Origin of the sequence: Chryseobacterium camelliae, assembly GCF_030818575.1 — a bacterium.
In the GTDB taxonomy this organism is placed as follows: Bacteria; Bacteroidota; Bacteroidia; order Flavobacteriales; family Weeksellaceae; genus Chryseobacterium; species Chryseobacterium camelliae_A.
In genome coordinates this window covers 103,223-123,557 of the sequence record NZ_JAUTAL010000001.1, presented here as the reverse complement: position 1 = coordinate 123,557, position 20,335 = coordinate 103,223, and the positions used below count along the sequence as shown (strand labels likewise).

The 20,335-nt window shown below is 42.7% G+C and carries 20 protein-coding genes and 1 tRNA gene; 15 read left to right on the top strand and 6 right to left on the bottom strand.

What is annotated here, in order from left to right:
• Positions 1-6 precede the first annotated feature (6 nt).
• From QE404_RS00595 to QE404_RS00575, 5 genes are read left to right on the top strand one after another with little or no spacing between them, the layout of a single operon-like run.
• On the top strand, positions 7-3,618 hold the full coding sequence (locus QE404_RS00595) for a response regulator (RefSeq protein ID WP_307445273.1): 3,612 nt from the start codon (positions 7-9) through the stop codon (positions 3,616-3,618).
• 15 nt (positions 3,619-3,633) lie between these two features.
• Complete coding sequence (locus QE404_RS00590) at positions 3,634-3,999, top strand: response regulator (RefSeq protein WP_307445271.1); 366 nt, start codon at positions 3,634-3,636, stop codon at positions 3,997-3,999.
• Positions 3,999-4,829, top strand: a complete 831-nt coding sequence (locus tag QE404_RS00585) for a CheR family methyltransferase (protein WP_307445268.1) — start codon at positions 3,999-4,001, stop codon at positions 4,827-4,829. The genes QE404_RS00590 and QE404_RS00585 overlap by 1 nt, the downstream gene beginning before the upstream one ends.
• A gap of 10 nt (positions 4,830-4,839) precedes the next feature.
• Positions 4,840-5,424: a chemotaxis protein CheB gene (locus tag QE404_RS00580; RefSeq protein ID WP_307445265.1), complete on the top strand. Its 585-nt coding sequence runs from the start codon at positions 4,840-4,842 to the stop codon at positions 5,422-5,424.
• Positions 5,425-5,449: 25 nt separating this feature from the next.
• The gene (locus tag QE404_RS00575) at positions 5,450-5,815 is read left to right on the top strand and encodes a response regulator (RefSeq protein ID WP_307445263.1); all 366 of its coding nucleotides are present in this window, start codon (positions 5,450-5,452) and stop codon (positions 5,813-5,815) included.
• Positions 5,816-5,989: 174 nt separating this feature from the next.
• Here QE404_RS00575 and QE404_RS00570 read toward each other — a convergent pair whose 3' ends face one another.
• From QE404_RS00570 to mce, 4 genes are all read right to left on the bottom strand, one after another.
• Positions 5,990-6,439, bottom strand: coding sequence for a PA2169 family four-helix-bundle protein (locus QE404_RS00570; protein ID WP_307445262.1), 450 nt, complete (start codon positions 6,437-6,439; stop codon positions 5,990-5,992).
• Positions 6,440-6,811: 372 nt separating this feature from the next.
• A complete protein-coding gene (gene map, locus QE404_RS00565) occupies positions 6,812-7,576 on the bottom strand; it encodes a type I methionyl aminopeptidase (RefSeq protein ID WP_307445259.1) in 765 nt (254 codons plus the stop codon).
• A gap of 214 nt (positions 7,577-7,790) precedes the next feature.
• Positions 7,791-7,864 (bottom strand) — tRNA-Ile (locus tag QE404_RS00560).
• Positions 7,865-7,925: 61 nt separating this feature from the next.
• Positions 7,926-8,324, bottom strand: a complete 399-nt coding sequence (gene mce / locus QE404_RS00555; protein WP_307445257.1) for a methylmalonyl-CoA epimerase — start codon at positions 8,322-8,324, stop codon at positions 7,926-7,928.
• 89 nt (positions 8,325-8,413) lie between these two features.
• Here mce and rbfA point away from each other — a divergent pair, with 89 nt between their 5' ends.
• The 7 genes from rbfA to QE404_RS00520 all read left to right on the top strand — a co-directional run bounded on the left by rbfA (position 8,414) and on the right by QE404_RS00520 (position 16,276).
• Complete coding sequence (gene rbfA, locus QE404_RS00550) at positions 8,414-8,773, top strand: 30S ribosome-binding factor RbfA (protein WP_307453647.1); 360 nt, start codon at positions 8,414-8,416, stop codon at positions 8,771-8,773.
• A 5-nt stretch (positions 8,774-8,778) separates the two neighbouring features.
• On the top strand, positions 8,779-9,984 hold the full coding sequence (locus QE404_RS00545) for an ABC transporter permease (RefSeq protein WP_307445254.1): 1,206 nt from the start codon (positions 8,779-8,781) through the stop codon (positions 9,982-9,984).
• A gap of 49 nt (positions 9,985-10,033) precedes the next feature.
• Positions 10,034-11,812 (top strand): endonuclease, encoded by a 1,779-nt coding sequence (locus tag QE404_RS00540; RefSeq protein ID WP_307445253.1) that lies wholly within the window; start codon positions 10,034-10,036, stop codon positions 11,810-11,812.
• Positions 11,813-11,872: 60 nt separating this feature from the next.
• Complete coding sequence (locus QE404_RS00535) at positions 11,873-12,610, top strand: shikimate dehydrogenase family protein (RefSeq protein ID WP_307445249.1); 738 nt, start codon at positions 11,873-11,875, stop codon at positions 12,608-12,610.
• A gap of 74 nt (positions 12,611-12,684) precedes the next feature.
• Positions 12,685-14,529, top strand: a complete 1,845-nt coding sequence (locus QE404_RS00530) for a DUF349 domain-containing protein (RefSeq protein WP_307445247.1) — start codon at positions 12,685-12,687, stop codon at positions 14,527-14,529.
• Positions 14,530-14,592: 63 nt separating this feature from the next.
• Positions 14,593-15,612 carry a bifunctional diaminohydroxyphosphoribosylaminopyrimidine deaminase/5-amino-6-(5-phosphoribosylamino)uracil reductase RibD gene (gene ribD, locus QE404_RS00525; RefSeq protein WP_307453645.1) on the top strand — a complete coding sequence of 340 codons (1,020 nt, stop codon included), beginning with the start codon at positions 14,593-14,595 and terminating at the stop codon, positions 15,610-15,612.
• 64 nt (positions 15,613-15,676) lie between these two features.
• Positions 15,677-16,276 carry an IMPACT family protein gene (locus QE404_RS00520; RefSeq protein WP_307445244.1) on the top strand — a complete coding sequence of 200 codons (600 nt, stop codon included), beginning with the start codon at positions 15,677-15,679 and terminating at the stop codon, positions 16,274-16,276.
• On the opposite strand, the gene QE404_RS00515 is transcribed toward QE404_RS00520, so the two are convergent.
• On the bottom strand, positions 16,271-17,395 hold the full coding sequence (locus QE404_RS00515; protein ID WP_307445242.1) for a hypothetical protein: 1,125 nt from the start codon (positions 17,393-17,395) through the stop codon (positions 16,271-16,273). The genes QE404_RS00520 and QE404_RS00515 overlap by 6 nt on opposite strands.
• 107 nt (positions 17,396-17,502) lie before the next feature.
• Positions 17,503-18,213: a zinc metallopeptidase gene (locus QE404_RS00510; protein ID WP_307445239.1), complete on the bottom strand. Its 711-nt coding sequence runs from the start codon at positions 18,211-18,213 to the stop codon at positions 17,503-17,505.
• A gap of 94 nt (positions 18,214-18,307) precedes the next feature.
• Here QE404_RS00510 and QE404_RS00505 point away from each other — a divergent pair, with 94 nt between their 5' ends.
• The 3 genes from QE404_RS00505 to QE404_RS00495 all read left to right on the top strand — a co-directional run bounded on the left by QE404_RS00505 (position 18,308) and on the right by QE404_RS00495 (position 20,274).
• Positions 18,308-19,435: a GNAT family N-acetyltransferase gene (locus QE404_RS00505; RefSeq protein ID WP_307445237.1), complete on the top strand. Its 1,128-nt coding sequence runs from the start codon at positions 18,308-18,310 to the stop codon at positions 19,433-19,435.
• 71 nt (positions 19,436-19,506) lie between these two features.
• Entirely contained in the window at positions 19,507-19,683 is a 177-nt protein-coding gene (locus tag QE404_RS00500) for a hypothetical protein (RefSeq protein ID WP_307453643.1), read from the top strand.
• Between the two features lie 219 nt (positions 19,684-19,902).
• Entirely contained in the window at positions 19,903-20,274 is a 372-nt protein-coding gene (locus tag QE404_RS00495; RefSeq protein WP_100076703.1) for an NADH-quinone oxidoreductase subunit A, read from the top strand.
• The last annotated feature ends 61 nt before the right edge of the window (positions 20,275-20,335 follow it).

Below are 20,335 nucleotides of genomic sequence, written 5' to 3'. Positions count from 1 at the left end.
TTTTTTATGCCGAAAAAAATCATACGAAATTTACAGTTCGGAGTCGGATTATCATTGCTTATTCTCATTGCCAGCTCCATAGCTTCTTATGTGAGCATTCAGAATCAAATGGAGAACCGGGAGAGCCTGTCCAAAAGCCGCCGGTCTATTACCGCGGTGAAAGATGTGCTTATTGCCCTGCTGGATGCTGAAACGGGGGACCGCGGATACCAGCTGACCGGAAAGGAGAACTATCTTGAGCCTTATAACCGGAGCCTTATTGAGTTTCCGAAAGCAATAGAACGCGCAAAAAATCTACAGATTGACGATCCCAACCAGCTTAAACGGCTGAATCAGCTGGAGCAGAATGTCAATGAAAATATGGAACACCTTAAAAAGCTTGTTGAGAACAAGCATAAAGGTATTCTCCTGACCCAGGACCAGATGATGACGAGCAAATTCTATATGGATCAGTGCAGGAAACTGGTTCAGGATTTTGTACAGTATGAAGAGAAGCAGCTGGAAATTAAAAACAAGAGCCTTAACCTCTCTTCTACCACAACCGTTATATTCATTGTACTTTCTGCAATCGCTGCTTTGGTGGTTACTGTATTTTTCTATATAAAGTTGCGAAATGACCTTATCAGAAGAGAGAAGCTGGAAAAAGAACTCAAGGCAAAAGACCTTGAGATCACGAGGAGGGTAAGTGCCATACAGCAAATTGCCAACCGTGTAGCCAATGGCGACTACAGCCAGAAAGTGGTGGATAACTCGGAAGACGACCTTGGCGATCTCGTAGGATCCCTGAATCACATGACAGATTCCCTTAAAAAGTCTTTCGACAAGATCAACAAAAGCGACTGGCGCCAGAAAGGTCTTGCCATGCTGAATGAATCGCTGGTAGGAAATAATTCTGTGAAAGAGGTGACCGATAATGCCCTGAACCAGTTGATTGAATATGGAAAATGCATTAACGGTGCCATTTACCTTATGGATGACGGGGTACTGAAACTCAGCAAGGCAGTAGGACTTGAAGATGCCATGAAAAAGGTATTTGAACCTGGCGAAGGCATGATCGGGCAGGTATTCAAGAGCAAGAAGACAAGGATTTTCAATGATCTCGATGATAATGATTTTGCAGTTACTTTTGCCGGCAGCAAGATGAAAATAGACGGTATCCTCTTAGCTCCTATTATGCTCGGAAGAGAATGTTACGGTGTAATGGAGCTGAACTCCGCCACCAATTTTGATCAGGACAGAATCGAATACTGTGTTGAAGGCACACGGAATATTGCCATTGCACTTTCTGCCGCCAAAGCACGTGAAAAGGAACAGCGCCTTCTGGAAGAAACCCAGGCACAGGCAGAGGAACTGCAGATGCAGCATTCTGAACTTGAAAACCTGAATACGGAACTGGAAGCACAGACCCAAAAACTCCAGGCCTCAGAAGAAGAACTCAGGGTACAACAGGAAGAACTCATGCAGACCAACAGCGAACTGGAAGAACGTTCAAAGCTGCTGGAAGAGAAAAATCACCTGATTGCCGAACGCAATATTGAAATCCAGAAAAAAGCGGAGGAATTGGCGTTGAGCACTAAATACAAATCGGAATTCCTGGCAAATATGTCCCACGAGCTTCGTACGCCCCTGAACTCTATCCTTCTGCTTTCCCGACTGATGGCTGAAAATCCGGAAGAAAACCTGAATGAAGATCAGGTAGAATCCGCCAAAGTCATCCAAAGCTCCGGAAGCAGCCTCCTCACCCTTATTGACGAAATTCTGGACCTGGCGAAAATTGAATCCGGAAAAATGACCCTTGAATACCAGGATGTGGTGATTCAGGAAGTGGTGAAAGATCTGCAAGACCTGTTTAACCCGCTGGTACACGACAAAGGGATCCGGTTTGACATCGATATTAATGAACAGTTAAGCGAGTCTATAGAAACAGACCGTCTGAGACTGGACCAGGTTTTGCGGAACCTCCTTTCAAATGCTCTTAAATTCACATCGGAAGGTAGTATCGGGCTACAGGTCAGAAAAGATCCTAAACATAGTAATTTTATTACCTTCTCCGTAAAAGATACGGGAATCGGGATTCCTGAAGAAAAACAGCATATTATCTTTGAAGCATTCCAGCAGGCAGACGGATCTACACGGAGAAAATTCGGGGGTACAGGATTGGGACTTTCCATCAGCCGTGAAATTGCAAGGCTTTTAGGAGGCGAGCTGACACTGAAAAGCAAGGTAAATGAGGGCAGCGAGTTTACACTCTCTATTCCGATAAATGCTTTATCAAAGGAGGTGCACATACAGACCGATCAGGATCTGGTGGAAATTATCCAAGAAGATGTCCAGGAAATCAAACATATCCTGGACCTGGAAGAGCCACAGCCGGCAAAGCCATCGGTAGTGCTGGAAATCCCGGAAGACGTGGATGACGACCGTGACAATATTGCAGAAGGTGACAAAGTCATCCTGATTATAGAAGACGATACCCATTTTGCCAAAGCACTCCTTAAATATGCCCATATGCAGCATTACAAAGGCGTTGTAGTGGTGCGTGGGGACCATGCCCTTTCTGCGGCGCTACAATACCGCCCGTCTGCCATCTTACTGGATGTGCAGCTCCCGGTAAGGGACGGATGGCAGGTGATGGATGAATTGAAAAACCATTTGCAAACCAAGCACATACCTGTGCATATGATGTCCTCATTACAGGTAAAAAAAGAAAGCCTGATGCGGGGAGCCATAGACTTTATCAACAAGCCTGTAGCGCTTGAGCAAATGACGGATGTATTTAAAAAAATTGAGGAAGCACTTCGCAAATCCCCTCAAAAAGTACTGATCGTGGAAGAAAATGCCAAACATGCAAGTGCACTGCATTACTTCCTGAGCAACTTCAACATTTCCCTTTCGGTTGAAGATAATGTTGAAGACAGTGTAAAAGCACTGACTTCCGACGAAGTAGATTGCGTGATCCTTGATGTAGGGCCTGCCAGAGGCAATGAATATAAAATTATCGAGGCCATCAAGAGTTATGAAGGATTGGAGAATTTACCGATCATTATATTTACCGAGCGCAACCTCTCCAAATCCGAAGAGCTGAAGATCAGGCAGTATGCAGATTCTATCGTGGTAAAAACCGCCCACTCTTATCAACGGATCCTGGATGAAGTAGGATTATTCCTGCATCTGGTGGAAGAAAAAAACAGTTCTCCTGAAATAACCCGGAGTAAAACCCTGGGATCGCTTACTGAAGTCCTGAGCGGGAAGAAGATCCTGATCACGGATGATGATGTAAGGAATATTTTCTCCCTGACCAAAGCACTGGAAAAATACAAAGTGGAAGTAGTCCTGGCCATGGACGGAAAGCAGGCACTGGAACAGATCAAGGTGCATCCGGATATCGATGTAATCCTTATGGACATGATGATGCCGGAAATGGACGGCTATGAAACTATTCGTCAGATCAGGAAAATGCCGATGTTTACCAGGCTGCCGGTTATTGCCGTAACGGCAAAATCGATGATCGGAGAACGTGAAAAATGTATTACGGCCGGTGCTTCAGATTACATTTCGAAGCCGGTGGATATTGATCAGCTCCTGTCCCTGTTACGTGTTTGGTTGTATGAAAGTTAAACAGCAAAAAGTCTGATGAATAAGAAAATCTTGATTGTGGATGATGATCCGCGTAATATATTTGCACTGAAGCTGACCCTGAAAGCCCGGGGCTACCAGATGGAAAGTTCCCTGATGGCACATGATGCCATTGAGCTGCTGAAAGGAGATGGCGGCATAGGAATTGTGTTAATGGATATGATGATGCCGGAGATGGATGGCTATGAAGCGATCAGGATTATCCGAAGTACACCTTCTATAAGCAATATTCCCGTAATAGCCGTTACGGCACAGGCCATGCCTGAAGACCGGCAGAAATGCCTCGATGCGGGAGCACAGGATTATATTTCAAAACCTATTGATGTAGATGACCTCATCAGTATTATAGAAAAATATGTTTAATGTTAGAACCGAGTATCATTAAAGACGAAGAAGTGGAACACCTGATCAAGGATGTCTATGAACTGTACGGGTACGATTTTTCCCTGTACAGCAGGGCTTCGTTCAGGCGCAGGATCAACCGCATCTGTGTGATCGATAAATTTACCAGCTTTGCAGAGCTGCGCTATACCGTGCTTAATGATCCCGATTACCTTAAACATTTTATTGAAGAAATTACGGTCAACGTTACTGAAATGTTCCGCGATCCCTATTTTTTCAAAGCATTAAGAGAAAAAATCCTTCCCCAGCTGGGAACCTATCCCCTGATCCGGATCTGGGTAGCGGGATGCTCCACCGGTGAAGAGGCCTACTCTATTGCTATCCTGCTCAAGGAAGCCAATCTCTATCATAAATCACTGATTTACGGTACGGATATCAATCCCTCTGTACTGGAAAAGGCACGCTCGGGAGTTTTTCCGCTGCAGCAGATGAAGTTATATTCTGAAAACTATATCCTTTCCGGAGGGAAAAAGGATTTTTCAGATTATTATACCGCTAATTACGACAGTGCCCGTTTCGATAAAAGCCTGCAGGAAAAACTGATCCTGTCTACCCACAACCTGGTTTCAGACAGTTCTTTCAACAGTTTCCAGCTGGTGATCTGCCGCAATGTGCTGATCTACTTTGATAAGGCATTGCAGGAACGTGTATTCAGGCTTTTTGATGCGAGCCTGGAAAATCTGGGATTTCTGGCACTGGGCTCCAAAGAGACCCTGAGGTTTTCCAATTTAGGGAAATATTACCATCAGGTCGACGATCAGCGCATCTGGAAAAAAGTAGAACACCACTAACAGGAAAGCTATGGGAGCGCGTGAAAACAAAACAGAATTAATGGTGATAGGCGGGTCTGCCGGAAGTCTGCAGGTCATCCTGGAAATGGTGAAAAAGCTGGATAGTCCCATCGCTTTTCCCATTCTGGTTGTGGTTCACCGCAAAGCCCATTCCGTAAGTATTTTACCGGCGCTGCTTCAGCAGTTTTCTCCTGTTGATGTGATTGAGATTGAAGATAAGACAGACATTGATGTGAATGGCATTTACATTGTACCTGCTGACTATCACCTGCTTTTTGAAAGCAAGAATTCTGTAGCATTGGACAGTTCAGAAAAACTGAATTACTCAAGGCCTTCCATAGATGTCACCTTTAAATCTGCCGCCGAAATGTACGGAGAGAACCTTACCGGCGTTCTCTTATCGGGAGCCAATGCAGATGGCGTTGAGGGGCTGAACTATATCAAAAGAAACAAAGGCCAGGTATGGATCCAGGATCCGGAAACGGCAGAAGTACGGTATATGCCGCAGTATGCAGTAGAAAGGGTAAACTATGATCGCCTGATTACGCCGGGAAACCTGGCAGAACATATTAATAAATTATATTCAGCACAATAAAAACTTTAGATTCAAAATAAATGATATGAGTAAAAAAAAGATTTTGATATTTGATGATGACACCGTTATTCTGGAGGTGATCACCATTATTTTCGAAGAAGGCGGCTATGAAGTTGAAATTTCTGAAACATCCCATGATATCATAGATAAAGTATCAGCATTCCGTCCGGATATTATTCTGATGGACAACTGGATCCCGAATATCGGAGGTGTAGAGGCAACCCGCCTCCTGAAGAACCATGAAGAATTCAGCAAAATTCCGGTTATATATGTTACGGCCAATAACGACATCGCTGCGCTGGCCGCCAGCGCTAAAGCTGACGATTATGTTGCCAAACCATTTAACCTGGAAGATCTGGAAGAAAAGGTAGCCCGGCTGGTACAAAATTAGATTTTTTTGTTCCAGCATCTGATTTGCACCGATAAATAAAAGATGCTGTCCTGACATGGCTATATCCTGTGAGGACAGCTCCATTTTATGAGCCTGTTTCTAGATATGATAGCATAAAAAAGAGACATTTTCCAAAGAAAATGCCTCATCGCATGTGGTTCTAATCTGTACAAATTATTTTGTTGCTTCCAGACTTTCAAATTTGTTATATGATGATTTCAGATGATGCAGGTGATCAGATACTACTTTTGAGCTTTCCGGACAAAGGTCCCCGCTGTCTAAGGCATCCTGGTAAGCTTTGATAGCCGCTTTTTCTCCGAATACTACATTTTCAAGCGTTGCTTCATCTTTATCGCCTGAAAAAGTATTTTTAACATCGATCCATGCTCTGTGGATAGCACCTGCCGTACTGGTAGTATTGTCTGCTTCTCCTCCTTTTTCATTGATCAGCCTGATCAGGTCGTTCTTCATGTTCTGGGATTCGGACACCATCTGATCGTAATCAGATTTTAATCCTGAATGATTCTCCCATACTTTGTCTTCTACTTTAGAAAATCCTTCAATTCTGTCATTCGTGATGTTCAGTAAATCGTTAAGTACCGATACTGTTTTTTCGTTGTTCATAATAATATTTTTAATTGATGTAGTCAATATTTTACAATAACCGTGCCTTAATGGTTTAAAATTTTAATATTACTTTCAACGATATTATCACTCGGATCAAAAAACGGAAAATGAAATTAAACAGGATTTATATATAAAAAATCCCCTGCCGCAGCCGGGGAATAAGAAAGTATTTATAAATGAAGTGATTTGGTGTTGCTATCTTAGTAACAAATAATATGCCTTAAATATTTTTTAAAGCAAAATCAAATCATTTATATTCAATTTTCTATAAATTTCTTTTTGACACCCTATTTACATGATAAAAAACATCTGATACCATTAATATTATTAACCATATCAGACAGAGCTACTTATAATATGTAGAGAATATCAATTCAGGATCCCGTTCATTTCCGTTAAAATAACAGGCTTGCCATCAGTGACGATGAGGGTATGCTCATGTTGCGCCATATATCCGCCTTTATTGCCCACCATTGTCCAGCCGTCATTTTGCTCCACGGCTATGGCAGAGTCTGTCGAGATAAAAGTTTCGATGGCCACTACGGAGTTTTTCCTGAACCGGCGGGTATCAAAACGGTTTTTATAATTGAAAAGTTCATCGGGCTGCTCATGCAGGCTCCTTCCCACTCCATGCCCGGCAAGATTTTTAATGACCTTGAATCCCCTTTTTTTGGCTTCCGTTTCCATGATCAGTCCGATATCTGCTATTTTTACCCCACCTTTGATTTGGCTGATGGCCTTCTGCAAAATGGCTTTGGATGCATCTACTAGACTTTGATGCCGGTGAATATCTTTACCGATGACAAACGATCCCCCATTATCTGCCCAGTAGCCGTTGAGTTCTGCTGAAACATCAATATTAATCAGGTCACCTTCTTTCAGAATTCTTTTATCAGAAGGAATCCCATGGCAAAATTCATTGTCTACACTAATGCAGGTCCATCCCGGGAAGCCATACGTCAGGTAAGGCGCAGATTTGGCTCCGAAACCCGAAAGAATTCCGGCTCCATACTCGTCAAGCTCTTTTGTGGTCATTCCCGGCTGAGCATATTTTGTCATCTCCTTAAGTGTATAGGCGACGGCTTCACTAATCTTCTGCATTCCGGCCAGTTCGGCTTCATTTGTTATGGACATAGTGTAATTTTACAGTTAATAATGATCTGAAACGTCAAAGTTAGGAAATAAAATCAGGAGGAAGTTGAAAATATTCTATAGATAAGGCAAGACAAAGAATTATCAATCTCTTTTGCAGATAAATAATTATGCTCTTTTGCATAAAATAATATACAATACATCATTTCAACTAAAAAGCCTAAGCAATCTGAAAATCTGCTTAGGCTTTTATTTGTGGTCCCACTTGGGCTCGAACCAAGGACCACCTGATTATGAGTCAGGTGCTCTAACCAACTGAGCTATAGGACCTCAAAATTGGTTGAATTTTGTGACTGCAAAAATAGCAAAATTTCCCGCACTACAAAATTTTTTAAGGTTTTTCTTGACATAATTCTACGAGCACCCCATTGGTGCATTTCGGGTGCAGGAAAGCAACCAGCTTATTATCAGCACCTTCTTTCGGTTCTTCGGAAATAAACTCAAAGCCCTCTGTTTTCAGGCGATCGATCTCATCAAGAATATTGTCTACACCAAAAGCAAGATGATGGATCCCCTCCCCTTTTTTACTGATGAATTTGGAAATGGGACTATCCTCATTGCTGGCTTCCAGCAGCTCGATTTTGCTGTCGCCGGTCTGATAGAAAGAGGTAACTACCCCTTCGCGTTCAACGCTTTCTTTCTTATAAGAAGGTTTTCCCAGCAGACGGGCAAAGAGCTCATCTGAAACACCCAGGGAGGCTACGGCAATGCCGATATGTTCTAACTTCATAAGCTGGTGGATTTAATTACGCGTAAATTTATCGCTGGAGGCAGATTTCGCCCGGCAATTCAAACAAAAGTACTAAATTTGCATCACTTATGGAAAGTAACAGACAAAGAAAAGTAGCACAAATTATACAGGAAGATTTCGCGGAGCTTTTCCGTAAACAGGCGTCAGAGAGCAAACAGAGCATCCTGGTGACTGTTTCGGATGTGAAGATTTCAGCGGATCTGGGGATTGCCAAGATTTACCTCAGCATTTTCCCGCAGGAGTTCCGTTCTGCCGTGATGAAGGAGATTGAGGAAAACAAAACCCAGTACCGTAACTTTATCGGCCAGAAAATGGCAAAGCAAGTACGCGTGATCCCTCAGCTGAACTTTTACCTGGACACTTCCCTGGATGACGTGGAAAGGATCGAAAAGGAGCTGAGAGGCGAAGGCGACAACCCTATCCTGTAGAAAGCGTGAAAAACATTGCATTTTATATCGCATCCCGTTACCTTTTATCCAAAAAAGGAAGTACGGCCGTTACGTTTATTACGTGGCTGGCCATTGGCGCTATGACGGTAGCGGTAACAGCAATGTTTGTCATCATCTCTGTATTTTCCGGACTGGAAGACCTGAATAAGGACCTGATTTCCAACCTCCACGCCGATCTCACCATAGAAAGTGCCTCAGGCAAAACCCTTAAAGACCTGAAAAAAATTACTGAAGTTCTGAAATCCAATAAAGAGATCAGCAGCTTTTCAAAGGTTATTGAAGAAAAAGTCTACATCAATTTTAGCGGAAAGGGTGATATCGCCTATCTGCGCGGTGTGGATTCCGCCTATACCAAGGTAAACCCCATCAACAAAGAAGTATTCTACGGAACATACCCAAGTTTTGAGTATTCCAACGAGGTACTGATGGAAAATTCACTGGACAACCGCCTGTCGGTCCCGGTAGCCTCCGATAAAGGGTTTGCAACTGTTTTCATGCCTAAAGCAGGAACAGGAATCATCAACAAAGAAGATGATATTTACCGCAAAAAAGATATTCTGGTCACAGGTGTTTTCCCAGGCAAAGACCAGCTGGATAATTACATCATCGCTCCTATTGAACTGACTGAGGAGCTTCTGGACCTGCCGAAAAACTCCGCCTACCGGATCGTTATCAAACTGAAAAACCCGGACAACACAGATGCAGTAAAACAGCAATTGCTCTCTTCTTTAGGTAAAAATGTAAAAATCCGGACCAAAGAAGAAGAAAATGCAGCATTCTGGAAAATGATCAATACAGAAAAACTGTTCATTTACCTGATTTTTGCATTGGTAATCTTCATCACAACCTTTAACCTTGCCGGTGCCATCATCATCCTGCAGCTGGATAAAAAACAGCAGGCGCGATCATTGGTTTCGCTGGGATTCCCTCTTAACGGACTGAGGAAAATCTATTTCTACACCGGAATTCTGATTGTAATCTGCGGGATTGCTTCGGGGCTGATCTTCGGGACTGCACTCTGCTATTTCCAGGAATACACAGAATTTTTCAGGGCCAATGAAACACTGCCTTTTCCAGTAAAAATTGTAGCCCGAAATTATATTACCGTTGCTCTGACCGCAGCTGTATTTGGGATAGCCATTTCCTGGTTCTTCTCCAGGATCCGCAAAGACTATATTACTAAAAATTAATATCGGAAGTACTTAATTTTCTGTACCTTTGCTGCCCCAAATTAAAAAAATGAAACGTATTTTATTTTCTTTCTTGATGAGCTTTGCATTCCTTAATGTATGGGCTCAGATTCCTAACGGATATTATGACGGAGCTACAGGCCTTACCGGTGCAGCCTTAAAGACCAAGCTGAAAGAGATCATTACAAACGGCCATGTGGACCATGGTTACAACGGACTCTATACCGGATATCAGACTACCGACCGCGATTATTTCTATGAAAACGACGGAACAGTGCTGGACATGTACTCCGAGAACCCGAACGGTCCGGACCCGTACAACTTTACGCCCGGAAACAACCAATGCGGAAGCTATAACAGTGAAGGTGACTGCTACAACAGGGAACACGTGGTACCCCAGAGCCTGTTCAGCAGCAATGCACCAATGGTTTCAGACATTCATTTCATCAGACCAACAGACGGGTATGTGAATGGAAAACGCTCTAACTATCCATATGGAAAAGTAGGCACTGCTTCGTTTACCTCTATGAACGGATCCAAACTGGGAAATTCCGTATCTGCGGGATATTCAGGAACCGTGTTTGAACCGAATGATGCTTTTAAAGGCGACATTGCCAGGATGATCTTTTACTTTGTAACGAGATATGAAAGCCAGCTGTCTAATTTTAACACCGGAAATATGCTCGGAGGATCAGCATACCCGGGACTTCAGGCGTGGGAGCTTAACCAGCTGCTTGCGTGGAGCGCTATGGATCCGGTTTCCCAGGCAGAAATTGCGAGGAACAATGCTTCTTATACTTTTCAGGGTAACAGAAACCCATATATCGATCATCCGGAATACGTGAACCAGGTATGGGGAACTCCGGTAGTGGATACGCAGGCTCCGACAGCCGCGACCAATCTTACTGCCGGCAATCCGACAGCAAATTCTATTGCATTGAACTGGACCGCCGCAACGGATAATATAGGCGTAACAGGATATGACATCTATGTAAACGGAACATTTTACGCTACGGTTACAGGAACTTCTGCCACGGTATCCGGGCTGGCTCCTTCCACTACATATACCTTCTATATCATCGCAAGAGATGCGGCAGGAAACTCATCTGCTCAGAGCAACACTGCAACGGGAACTACCCTGGCCGGACAAACCGGAGGCGGAACCAGCTGTGGAACGGAAAACTTTGAAACCATCACAGTAGTTGCTGACGCTTATAACACGTATAACTGGACGAACAACGGAATTACCTGGACTTCAACCGATTCCAGAACTGACCAGACGATCAATAACAAAGCGATCACGATCCGTAACGGAAACCTCAGCAGCACATCCATTTCCGGAGGAATCCAGAGCCTTACGCTGACTACTCAGCTTAAATTTACGGGAAGCAGCAACAGCCTGAACGTTCAGATCAACGGTGTCACTGTAGGAACCATTCCTTACAGCTCAACGGTGACGACAACTACGATCAGCAACATCAATATCAGCGGGAACATCGTGATCAAGATCACCAATCCTGTTTCAGGAAACAGAGTAGCACTGGATGACCTTAGCTGGACCTGCTTCAGTACGCTGGGTACAGCAGAGGCTACTAAGGATAAGGCATTTGCTATATACCCAAATCCTGTAAGGAACCATGAACTTTACATAAAAGGAGAAAACCTGGCTAAGATTTCCAAAGCAGAAATCTATGATTTATCCGGTAAACTGATCGAAACCCTGATCAATCCTTTTAAAAATTCAAATAAAATTCAGTTAAAAGGAGTGACTAAAGGAAATTATATCCTAAAAACAGATTATTTCACTACGAAATTCATCGTAGAATAAAATACCAAATTTATTGAACACCAAGACCGGCTTGTCCGGTCTTTTTTTTATTTTTGAAATATGGTTTCCAAGACAAAATTAGGCCTTATCGGCAGAAATATTTCCTATTCTTTTTCAAAGAAATTCTTTGAAAATAAATTCCAGAAGCTGATGATCCATGATCATTCCTATGACATTTTTGATCTGCAGGACATCGATGAAGTGGAACGGCTGTTCGCAGAACCCGGGCTCCGGGGCTTCAATGTTACCATCCCGTACAAAGAAAAAATCATCGATTACCTGGATGAGCTGAGTGGGGAAGCGCAGGATATAGGCGCCGTCAATTGTGTAAGCATTGAAAACGGGCTGAAAAAAGGCTATAATACAGATGCTTTCGGATTTGAGAAAACACTCCTCCTGCACCTTAAGCCACACCATACTTCAGCGCTCATCCTTGGGGATGGAGGAGCTGCTAAAGCAGTACAGTACGTTATGAAAAAAAACAGCATCCCTTTTACCACTGTATCACGGAAATCCGCAGTTACCTTTGACAGCCTGGATAGTGAGACGGTTCGTCAGCACCCCATCATTGTACAGTGCACTCCCGTGGGTACCTATCCGAAGGTAGAAGACTGCCTGGTCTTTCCGTTTGAAGGCATATCGGAAAAACACCTGGTCATTGACCTCATCTACAACCCCGAATATACCCGTTTTATCATCCATGCATCTGAAAAAGGAGCGAAAACAGTTAACGGATATTATATGCTTGAGCAGCAGGCGGAAAAAGCCTGGGAAATTTGGAATTTTCAAAAAAAATAACCTAAATTAGTGCTTGAATTGCCTTTTTTGCTATATTTAAAGGATATTAACACCATTCACATAAAAGATTTGCCATGACTACAGAAAACAATCTTTCTGAAAACGAAGAAAAGAAAAATGCCGCTGGAATGCCGCAGGAAGAGCATCAGGAACAGAATCACACCGCTTCTCATGAAATCACTCATGAAGAAGTAACAGCTGATGCGCATGAAGAAGAGGTGCCTGCTGCCCATGAAGAGGATCATGAAGACCCGGATATGAGCCTGGCAGATATCCTGAAGGAGATGGAGAAGATCATCAACACTCCGGACGCCGGCGAAAATTCCAAAAGATTCAACCAGCTCAAAGAAAAAGCATCCCATCACATCCATGATGAAGTGGAAGACAAGAAGCATGAATATGTGGAAGCGGGAAATGCTCCTGAGAACTTCAGCTATGAGCATCCTATGCAGTCCAGATTTTCTGCGTTAGTCAACATCTTCAGAGAAAAACATGATGCTTACCAGAAAGGACAGGAAGAAGAGCAGAAACAGAATCTGGAACACAGGCAAACCATTATCGAAAGACTTAAAAACCTCTATACCAATTCCGAGCCCGGAGTCAATCTTTTCAAATCCATCCGGGAGATCAAAGAAGACTGGTCTAAAGCCGGCCAGGTAGCAAAATCGGAATTCAGGATTCTTAACAACAATTATTTCCACCATCTGAACCAGTTTTACCAGATGCTGGATTTGAATAAAGAATTCCTGGAACAGGAATACAGCCACAACCTTGAAAAGCGGCAGCATATCATCGAGCGTGCCAGACAGCTGGAAAATGAACCGGTGATCCAGAAAGCCCTGAATGAACTGCAGTACCTGCATAAGCTTTGGAAAGAGGAAGCAGAACCGGTAGCAGAAGAATTCCGTGAAAAAACGTGGGAAGAATTCAAGGAAATTTCCAATAAGATCCATGAAAGGAAGGCGGAACTTTCCGTAGCCATAGAAGCAGAACAGAATGCCAATCTGGAAAAGAAAAACCAGATCATTGCCGAAATCAAAAAACTTTCTGAACCTGCTGAAAACCCTAACCATACGTATTGGCAGAATGCCATCAGAAAAGTGGAAGAGCTGCGTTCTGAATTTCTCAAAACAGGCAGTGTACCCCGAAAGCTTTCCAACCAGAACTGGAATGATTTCAAGACAACGCTCAGAGCTTTCAACACAACGAAAAACAGCTACTATAAATCCCTGAAAGGATCACAGCAGACCAACCTGGAAGAAAAAATGAAACTGATCCAGACGGCTAAGGATAATATGAATAACGAGGACTGGGATATCTCAGTGCCTTTATTCAAAAAACTTCAGGAAGACTGGAAAAAGATCGGGCATGTTCCAAAGAGCATGACCAACAAAATCTGGGATGAATTCCGAGATGCGTGCAATGCGTTTTTCAACAATTTCCGTGAAAAAAGCAACACTTCCACAGATAACTGGAAAGACAACTACAAACAGAAAAAACACCTTTTGGATGAGCTGAAAACCGTAGGGGATGAAGAAGGCAGCATTGAAAGGATCGAAGCGATAAAAACCGCATGGAACAACATCGGAAAAGTGCCTCGCGATAAGATTTCAATCAATTCCGAATTCAACAAAACCTTACGTGAAAAGCTGAGGCTGAACAAGATCAACGAGCTTGAGCTGAAAGAAGAAGGATTGTCTGAAAACCAGCTGACGGATAAAGCCAGAAAGATCAAGAGCCAGATTTCTGACCTTGAAGCTGAAATTGTAAAGCTGGAAAACAACCTGTCTTTCTTTACGAATCCATCCAGGGAAAATCCTTTACTAAAGGATACTTACAATACCATTGATGATAAAAAAGCACATCTGGAAACCTTGAAACAGAATCTTCACAGCATCATTTCCGGCTCTGGAGAATAAATAATTTATAATTGTTAAGAAGGCGGAGCAAAGAAATTTGTCTTCGCCTTTTTCTTTCGATCTATGGACGAACTGTATATACAACGATGCATTGAGCTGGCCCGGAAAGCGCTGGGCAATACCTATCCAAATCCGCTGGTAGGGAGTGTGATTGTACACAATAACCGGATTATTGGAGAAGGCTATCACCATAAAGCCGGTGAAAACCATGCTGAAATCAATGCCATCAATTCTGTGGAAGATAAAAGTCTTATTCCGGAATCTACCATTTACGTTTCCCTGGAACCCTGCGCACATTATGGAAAAACTCCGCCCTGTGCCCTGAAAATAAAAGAGCTGAGATTCAGGAAAGTGGTAATCGGGGCCATGGATTCAAATGATAAAGTAAACGGTAAGGGAAAAAAAATCATTCAGGATGCCGGCATAGAGGTCGTATCAGGAATTCTGGAAAAGGAATGCATCGAACTGAACAAAAGGTTTTTTACCTTTCATGAAAAAAAACGGCCCTATATCATTCTTAAATGGGCTGAATCCGGTGATGGTTTTTTAGACAAGGATTTCAAACCCTATCCTGTTTCCAATGCCCTGGTTAATCAATGGGTTCATCAGCTTCGTGCGGATGAGCATGCCATTCTGGTAGGGACACAGACAGCACTAAACGATAACCCTTCGCTGACCGTAAGGAATGCTGAAGGAAATAATCCTGTAAGAATCCTTATTGATTTTGACCTTAAAGTGCCCCGTAATTTTAAACTCTACAATAATGAAGCTCCTACCCTTGTTTTCAATACTGAAAAAGAAGCTACAGAAGGGAACATCAGGTTTATAAAAAGCGGAAAGATAGACTTTCTTTCCGGGCTGATGGACGCCCTGCACCGGAAAAATATCCAGTCAGTTATTGTAGAAGGAGGAAGATTTACCCTGCAGAAGTTTATTGATGCAGGACTTTGGGACGAATCGGTTATCATTAAAAATGAGAATCTGAAACTGGAAAACGGGACCAAGGCTCCTGAATTCCCTTTTAAAACCGAACATACTGAGCTTTTCAGAGACAACCGGATCTCGTGGTACAAACAGGTATAGCATACATAGAGAGAGTTGCTGATTTTTAAATGTGTAATTTTGCAGGAATAAACCGAAAATAGAAATGGCGTTTGAGTTCAGGACCATAGAAAAGCCCGTAGAAAATATTCTGCTCAAGGAAAAAGGAAGCAAGTTTTTAGGTTTTGCCTGTCCGGTAAGCAATGAAGAGGAACTGAAAAAGGCTTTGGAGGCCATCAGGACAGAACAACCCAAAGCAACCCACCATTGCTATGCTTTCCGTATAGGACTGAATGGCGAAAATTACCGTGCCAATGATGACGGCGAGCCATCCGGAAGTGCCGGCCTGCCCATTTACAATCAACTGCTTGCCCATGAACTAACCAATGTACTGGTGGTAATTGTACGGTATTACGGCGGTACAAAATTAGGGGTTTCAGGACTTGTGAAAGCGTATAAAGAGTCTGCCAAAGCTACCCTTGAAGAGGCAGGCACCATGATCCGTGAACTGGAAACGGAAATTGAGATTCAGTTCAATTTCAGCCAGCAAAATGTCATCTTCACGCTACTTTCAAAATTTGATGCCAAAATCATCCGTTTCGATGCGGAAGAAAGAGCTGTCATTGCAGCAAAAATAAAGGAAAAGCACAAAGAAAACGTACTGGAGGCTCTTTCTAATCTCCATGCGGTAGAATATAGTCTATAACTCAGTTAAGGTCCGGTTAACCGGATGATATAAAAATATTTTCACTCCTTCATCAGCATACCTGAGCTTAAGATCTGCCGCGACCTTTTTATAGATTTCAGGTTCCGGAACAGGTGCCGATTTAATTTCAGCCATGGCCCAGTTCTGAAGGTTAATACAATACATATCCGGACATAAGCCTTCATTCTTAAGTTCAAAATAAGGTTGCATCTCCGGTTTCACTTTTGGAAAACAAATGTACATCTGGTCCTGCTTCCCCGAATACAGATTGAATGAAAAATACTGGTACCATCTCCCTGAAAAACTCAGCACAGGCATCATGAACCAGAGGCCCAGCCAGTAGAGGTTACGGATAAGGATTTTTTTACGGACAGACTCGAGTGGCCTTTCATACAGCACAGCAAGAATGAATATCAGACTTAAATTCCACGGCCAGACCACAGAATTGTATTTAAGTCCTGCCGGTCCGATCACCATCAGCACAATCACATGCATAGCCATCAGCAGGAAACTGATCTTTCTTTTCGATCGGGATATCAGAAGCAGTATGGCAAATACGATTTCTGTCACCGGAATAATAAGGCCTATAAAGAACAGTTTATAGTTCAGAATCTGTTCCATGGAAAATCCGAAAAGATCGATAAGGAACATCTGTGTCCAGATCGAGGTCAAAAATTCCCGGTTGAGCTTATGCAGGCCGCTGAAAAGATAGACCGATACCAGAAACAGATGGAGCATAATCCTGAGATTTCCCGGCTTATGCAGCCCGATAATAATCAATAGCAGAATAGTCATGTACATATATTCCCAAGGCTGCCAACGGACCATATCCAGCGAACAGCTGATAAGCTCGGAAATCAGTAAAACTATCAGGAGCGACTTTTTATCGCTGATAAGAATAAGAACCATGAGAATTACAGAAAGGCAGAAAAGTACCACATGGAAAACCGGCGAAATATCCTGAGTCATATCCAGAGGAGGAATGACAGGATACAAACGCTCCGTAATCCAGGTCTTATAACTCCAGATCTTTGTCACTAACCAGAAGAAAGTAACCACTTTTACCATCAGCCTGATTGATTGCTGGTCAGATAATGCTAAATTCTTTCTTAAGTCCATTCAGGTTATGACTTTGCCGCTTTAAATATATGAAATTAAGCACGAATCCGGAATGCAAAAAACCCGGACTCATGGTCCGGGATATATTTTTCATTTGCCGTAGGCAATTAATCTCGTCTTCCGCCCAGAAGCAGCGATCCCCAGTACAAGAGCTGCGCAAGGGAGCCGATAGCAGCAACCACATACGTACGGGCGGCCCATTTCAGGCTGTCCTGCACCCCGACAAATTCTTCCTGTGTAACGGTCCCGGTATCTTTGAGCCATTTCATTGCCCTGTTGCTGGCATCATATTCTACCGGCAGCGTAATGAAGGCAAAAAGCGTGGTAAAAGCAAACATTATAACCCCGATGGCCAGTACTGTGGTATTCCCGTTCGGATTTTCAAAACTTCTGGTAGAAGCCATGATAACCAGGCCGGCTAAGATAACATACTGCATCAGGTTAGAGCTGATCTGCACAACCGGTACCAGTTTGGAACGAAGCTGCAACATTGAATATCCTACCGCATGCTGAACGGCATGTCCGCATTCATGGGCAGCCACAGCCGCAGCCGCAGCATTTCTCTGCATATATACGCCTTCAGAAAGATTAACGGTCTTATCTGCCGGATTGTAATGGTCTGTTAATTGTCCGGGAACTGAAATGACCTGAACGTCATTAATCCCGTTGTCCTTCAACATTTTCTCTGCGACTTCCTTACCGGAAAGTCCGTTTCTGAGATGCACGTTAGAATAATATTCAAATTTCGACTTGAGCTTCCACGAGACGTACCAACTGACGAGCATCGAAATAATGATGATGATATAATAACCTGTCATTTTTACTTAAATTTTAACCTTAAATCATATAAAAACTGTGCCAAAGTATTGCATATTATTATCTATATTTGCCTAATAATTACCCCCATTTATTATGTCTAAAGTTTCAGTGGTTGAAGTAAAAACAGCGGATCAGCTGAAAAAGTTCGTGCATCTCCCTATGGATCTGTATAAAGACAATCCGTATTACGTACCATCTTTCATTAATGATGAAATTAACATCTGGAATGCAGCGGAAAACCCGGCGCTTTCCTATTCGGAAGCCCGGCAATTCCTGGCTTACAGGGACAATAATATTGTGGGGAGAATTGCAGTGATCATCAACCATAAAGAAGAAAAAGAGCTGGGCATCAGAAAAGTAAGGTTTGGCTGGATCGATTTTATTGATGACGAAGAGGTTTCCGCAGCACTCATCCATACGGCAAAGGAGTATGCGAAAGAAAAAGGCATCAACACCATTGAGGGACCTATGGGATTTACCAATCTCGACAAAGCCGGTATGCTTACCATGGGATTTGACAGGCTCGCTACCATGATCGGGATCTATAATCATGAATACTATCCTAAGCATATTGAAAAACTCGGTTTAACCAAGGAAAAGGAATGGGTGGAATTTGAACTGATATTCCCGGAGGTACTCCCTGAAAAAATAGTTAAATTTAATGAGCTGATCGCTCAGAAGTACCACCTGAAGGTATTGAGATTCAAAAACAAGGAAGAGATTATCCGGTATGTGGACCCGATGTTTGACCTTCTGGACGAAACGTACAAACACCTTTCTACCTACACTCCCATTTCAGATGAACAAAGGAAGACCTACAAGGAAAAATATTTCAAACTGATTGACAAGGATTTTATTGTCTGCATTGCGGATGCCCACGACAACCTTGTTTCGTTTGCCATCACTATGCCTTCCTATTCCAAAGCATTGCAGAAATCCAAAGGCAAGCTTTTTCCGTTCGGATGGTGGCATTTCCTGAGAGCAGGAAAAAAGAATGACCGGGCTAATTTTTACCTGATCGGCATTCACCCGGACTATCAGCGGAGAGGCGTAACTTCAATGATTTTCAAGGAAATTTTCGACACTTTCAAGAAAAAGGGTGTCAGATTCCTTGAAACGAATCCAGAACTGGAAGAAAATAAAAGCATCCAGGTTTTATGGCAGGATTACAATCCGGTCAACCATAAGAGAAGAAGGACATACTCGATGAAGATCGGGTAACTCCGGACCGCGCAAGTCATCTGATCTGCTTTGTCCTTACTGAATCGATACCGTTTTCGTATATTTGCCTTATGAAGCCACACCTGATTATTTTCGGTATCCTCATTGCCGGTTTTATTGCATTTAACCTGTTTCTTCAGTCGGACAGCGACCGTACCAACACCGCCATTAATATCATTTACGCCAGTGTGCTGTTCGGGTATATTTCTTTCCTGGCATATACGCTTCTCAGGAAAATGAAAAAATAACGGTATCTTTAGTTTCTGCTGTTTCGCCTTTACCCGTAAAAAACTTCATGCAAGCATAAAAAAACGGCAAAAATAAGTTTGAAAAATCAAAGGCGGGAAACTAATTTTTATTCATTCTAAATTACCTGTTTTTCACGTTTTAAGTCGACTTTTAACCGGATTAATTTCATGCTTTCTTGTTTATTCTGTAAATTTGCAAATTGAGATAATAATGCAAAAATGAATTTACCTGAAAGTTATATTCCGATCCTTATACAAGCGGGTGTTGCTATTGGTTTCGTAGCTATTTCACTGCTTGGCGCACATTTTCTGGGCCCTAAACAAAAAAAGGGAAATTCAGTAAAAAACCAGAGTTGGGAATGTGGGGTTGCCGTAGAAGGGAATGCCCGTACTCCGTTCTCAATTAAGTACTTTCTCACCGCAGTGCTTTTTGTACTTTTTGATATTGAAATCGTATTCTTCTATCCTTATGCCGTTAACTTCAGAGAATTTGGCATGCAGGGATTTTTAGCGGTGCTTACTTTCGTTGCGATTTTCTTTGTAGCTTTTTTCTACGTATGGAAACGCGGCGCATTAGATTGGGATAAGTAAAGAAACCAAAACTGTAGTTAAAAATTTTAGTTAAAACCCACATTCTTTGTTAACATTAACA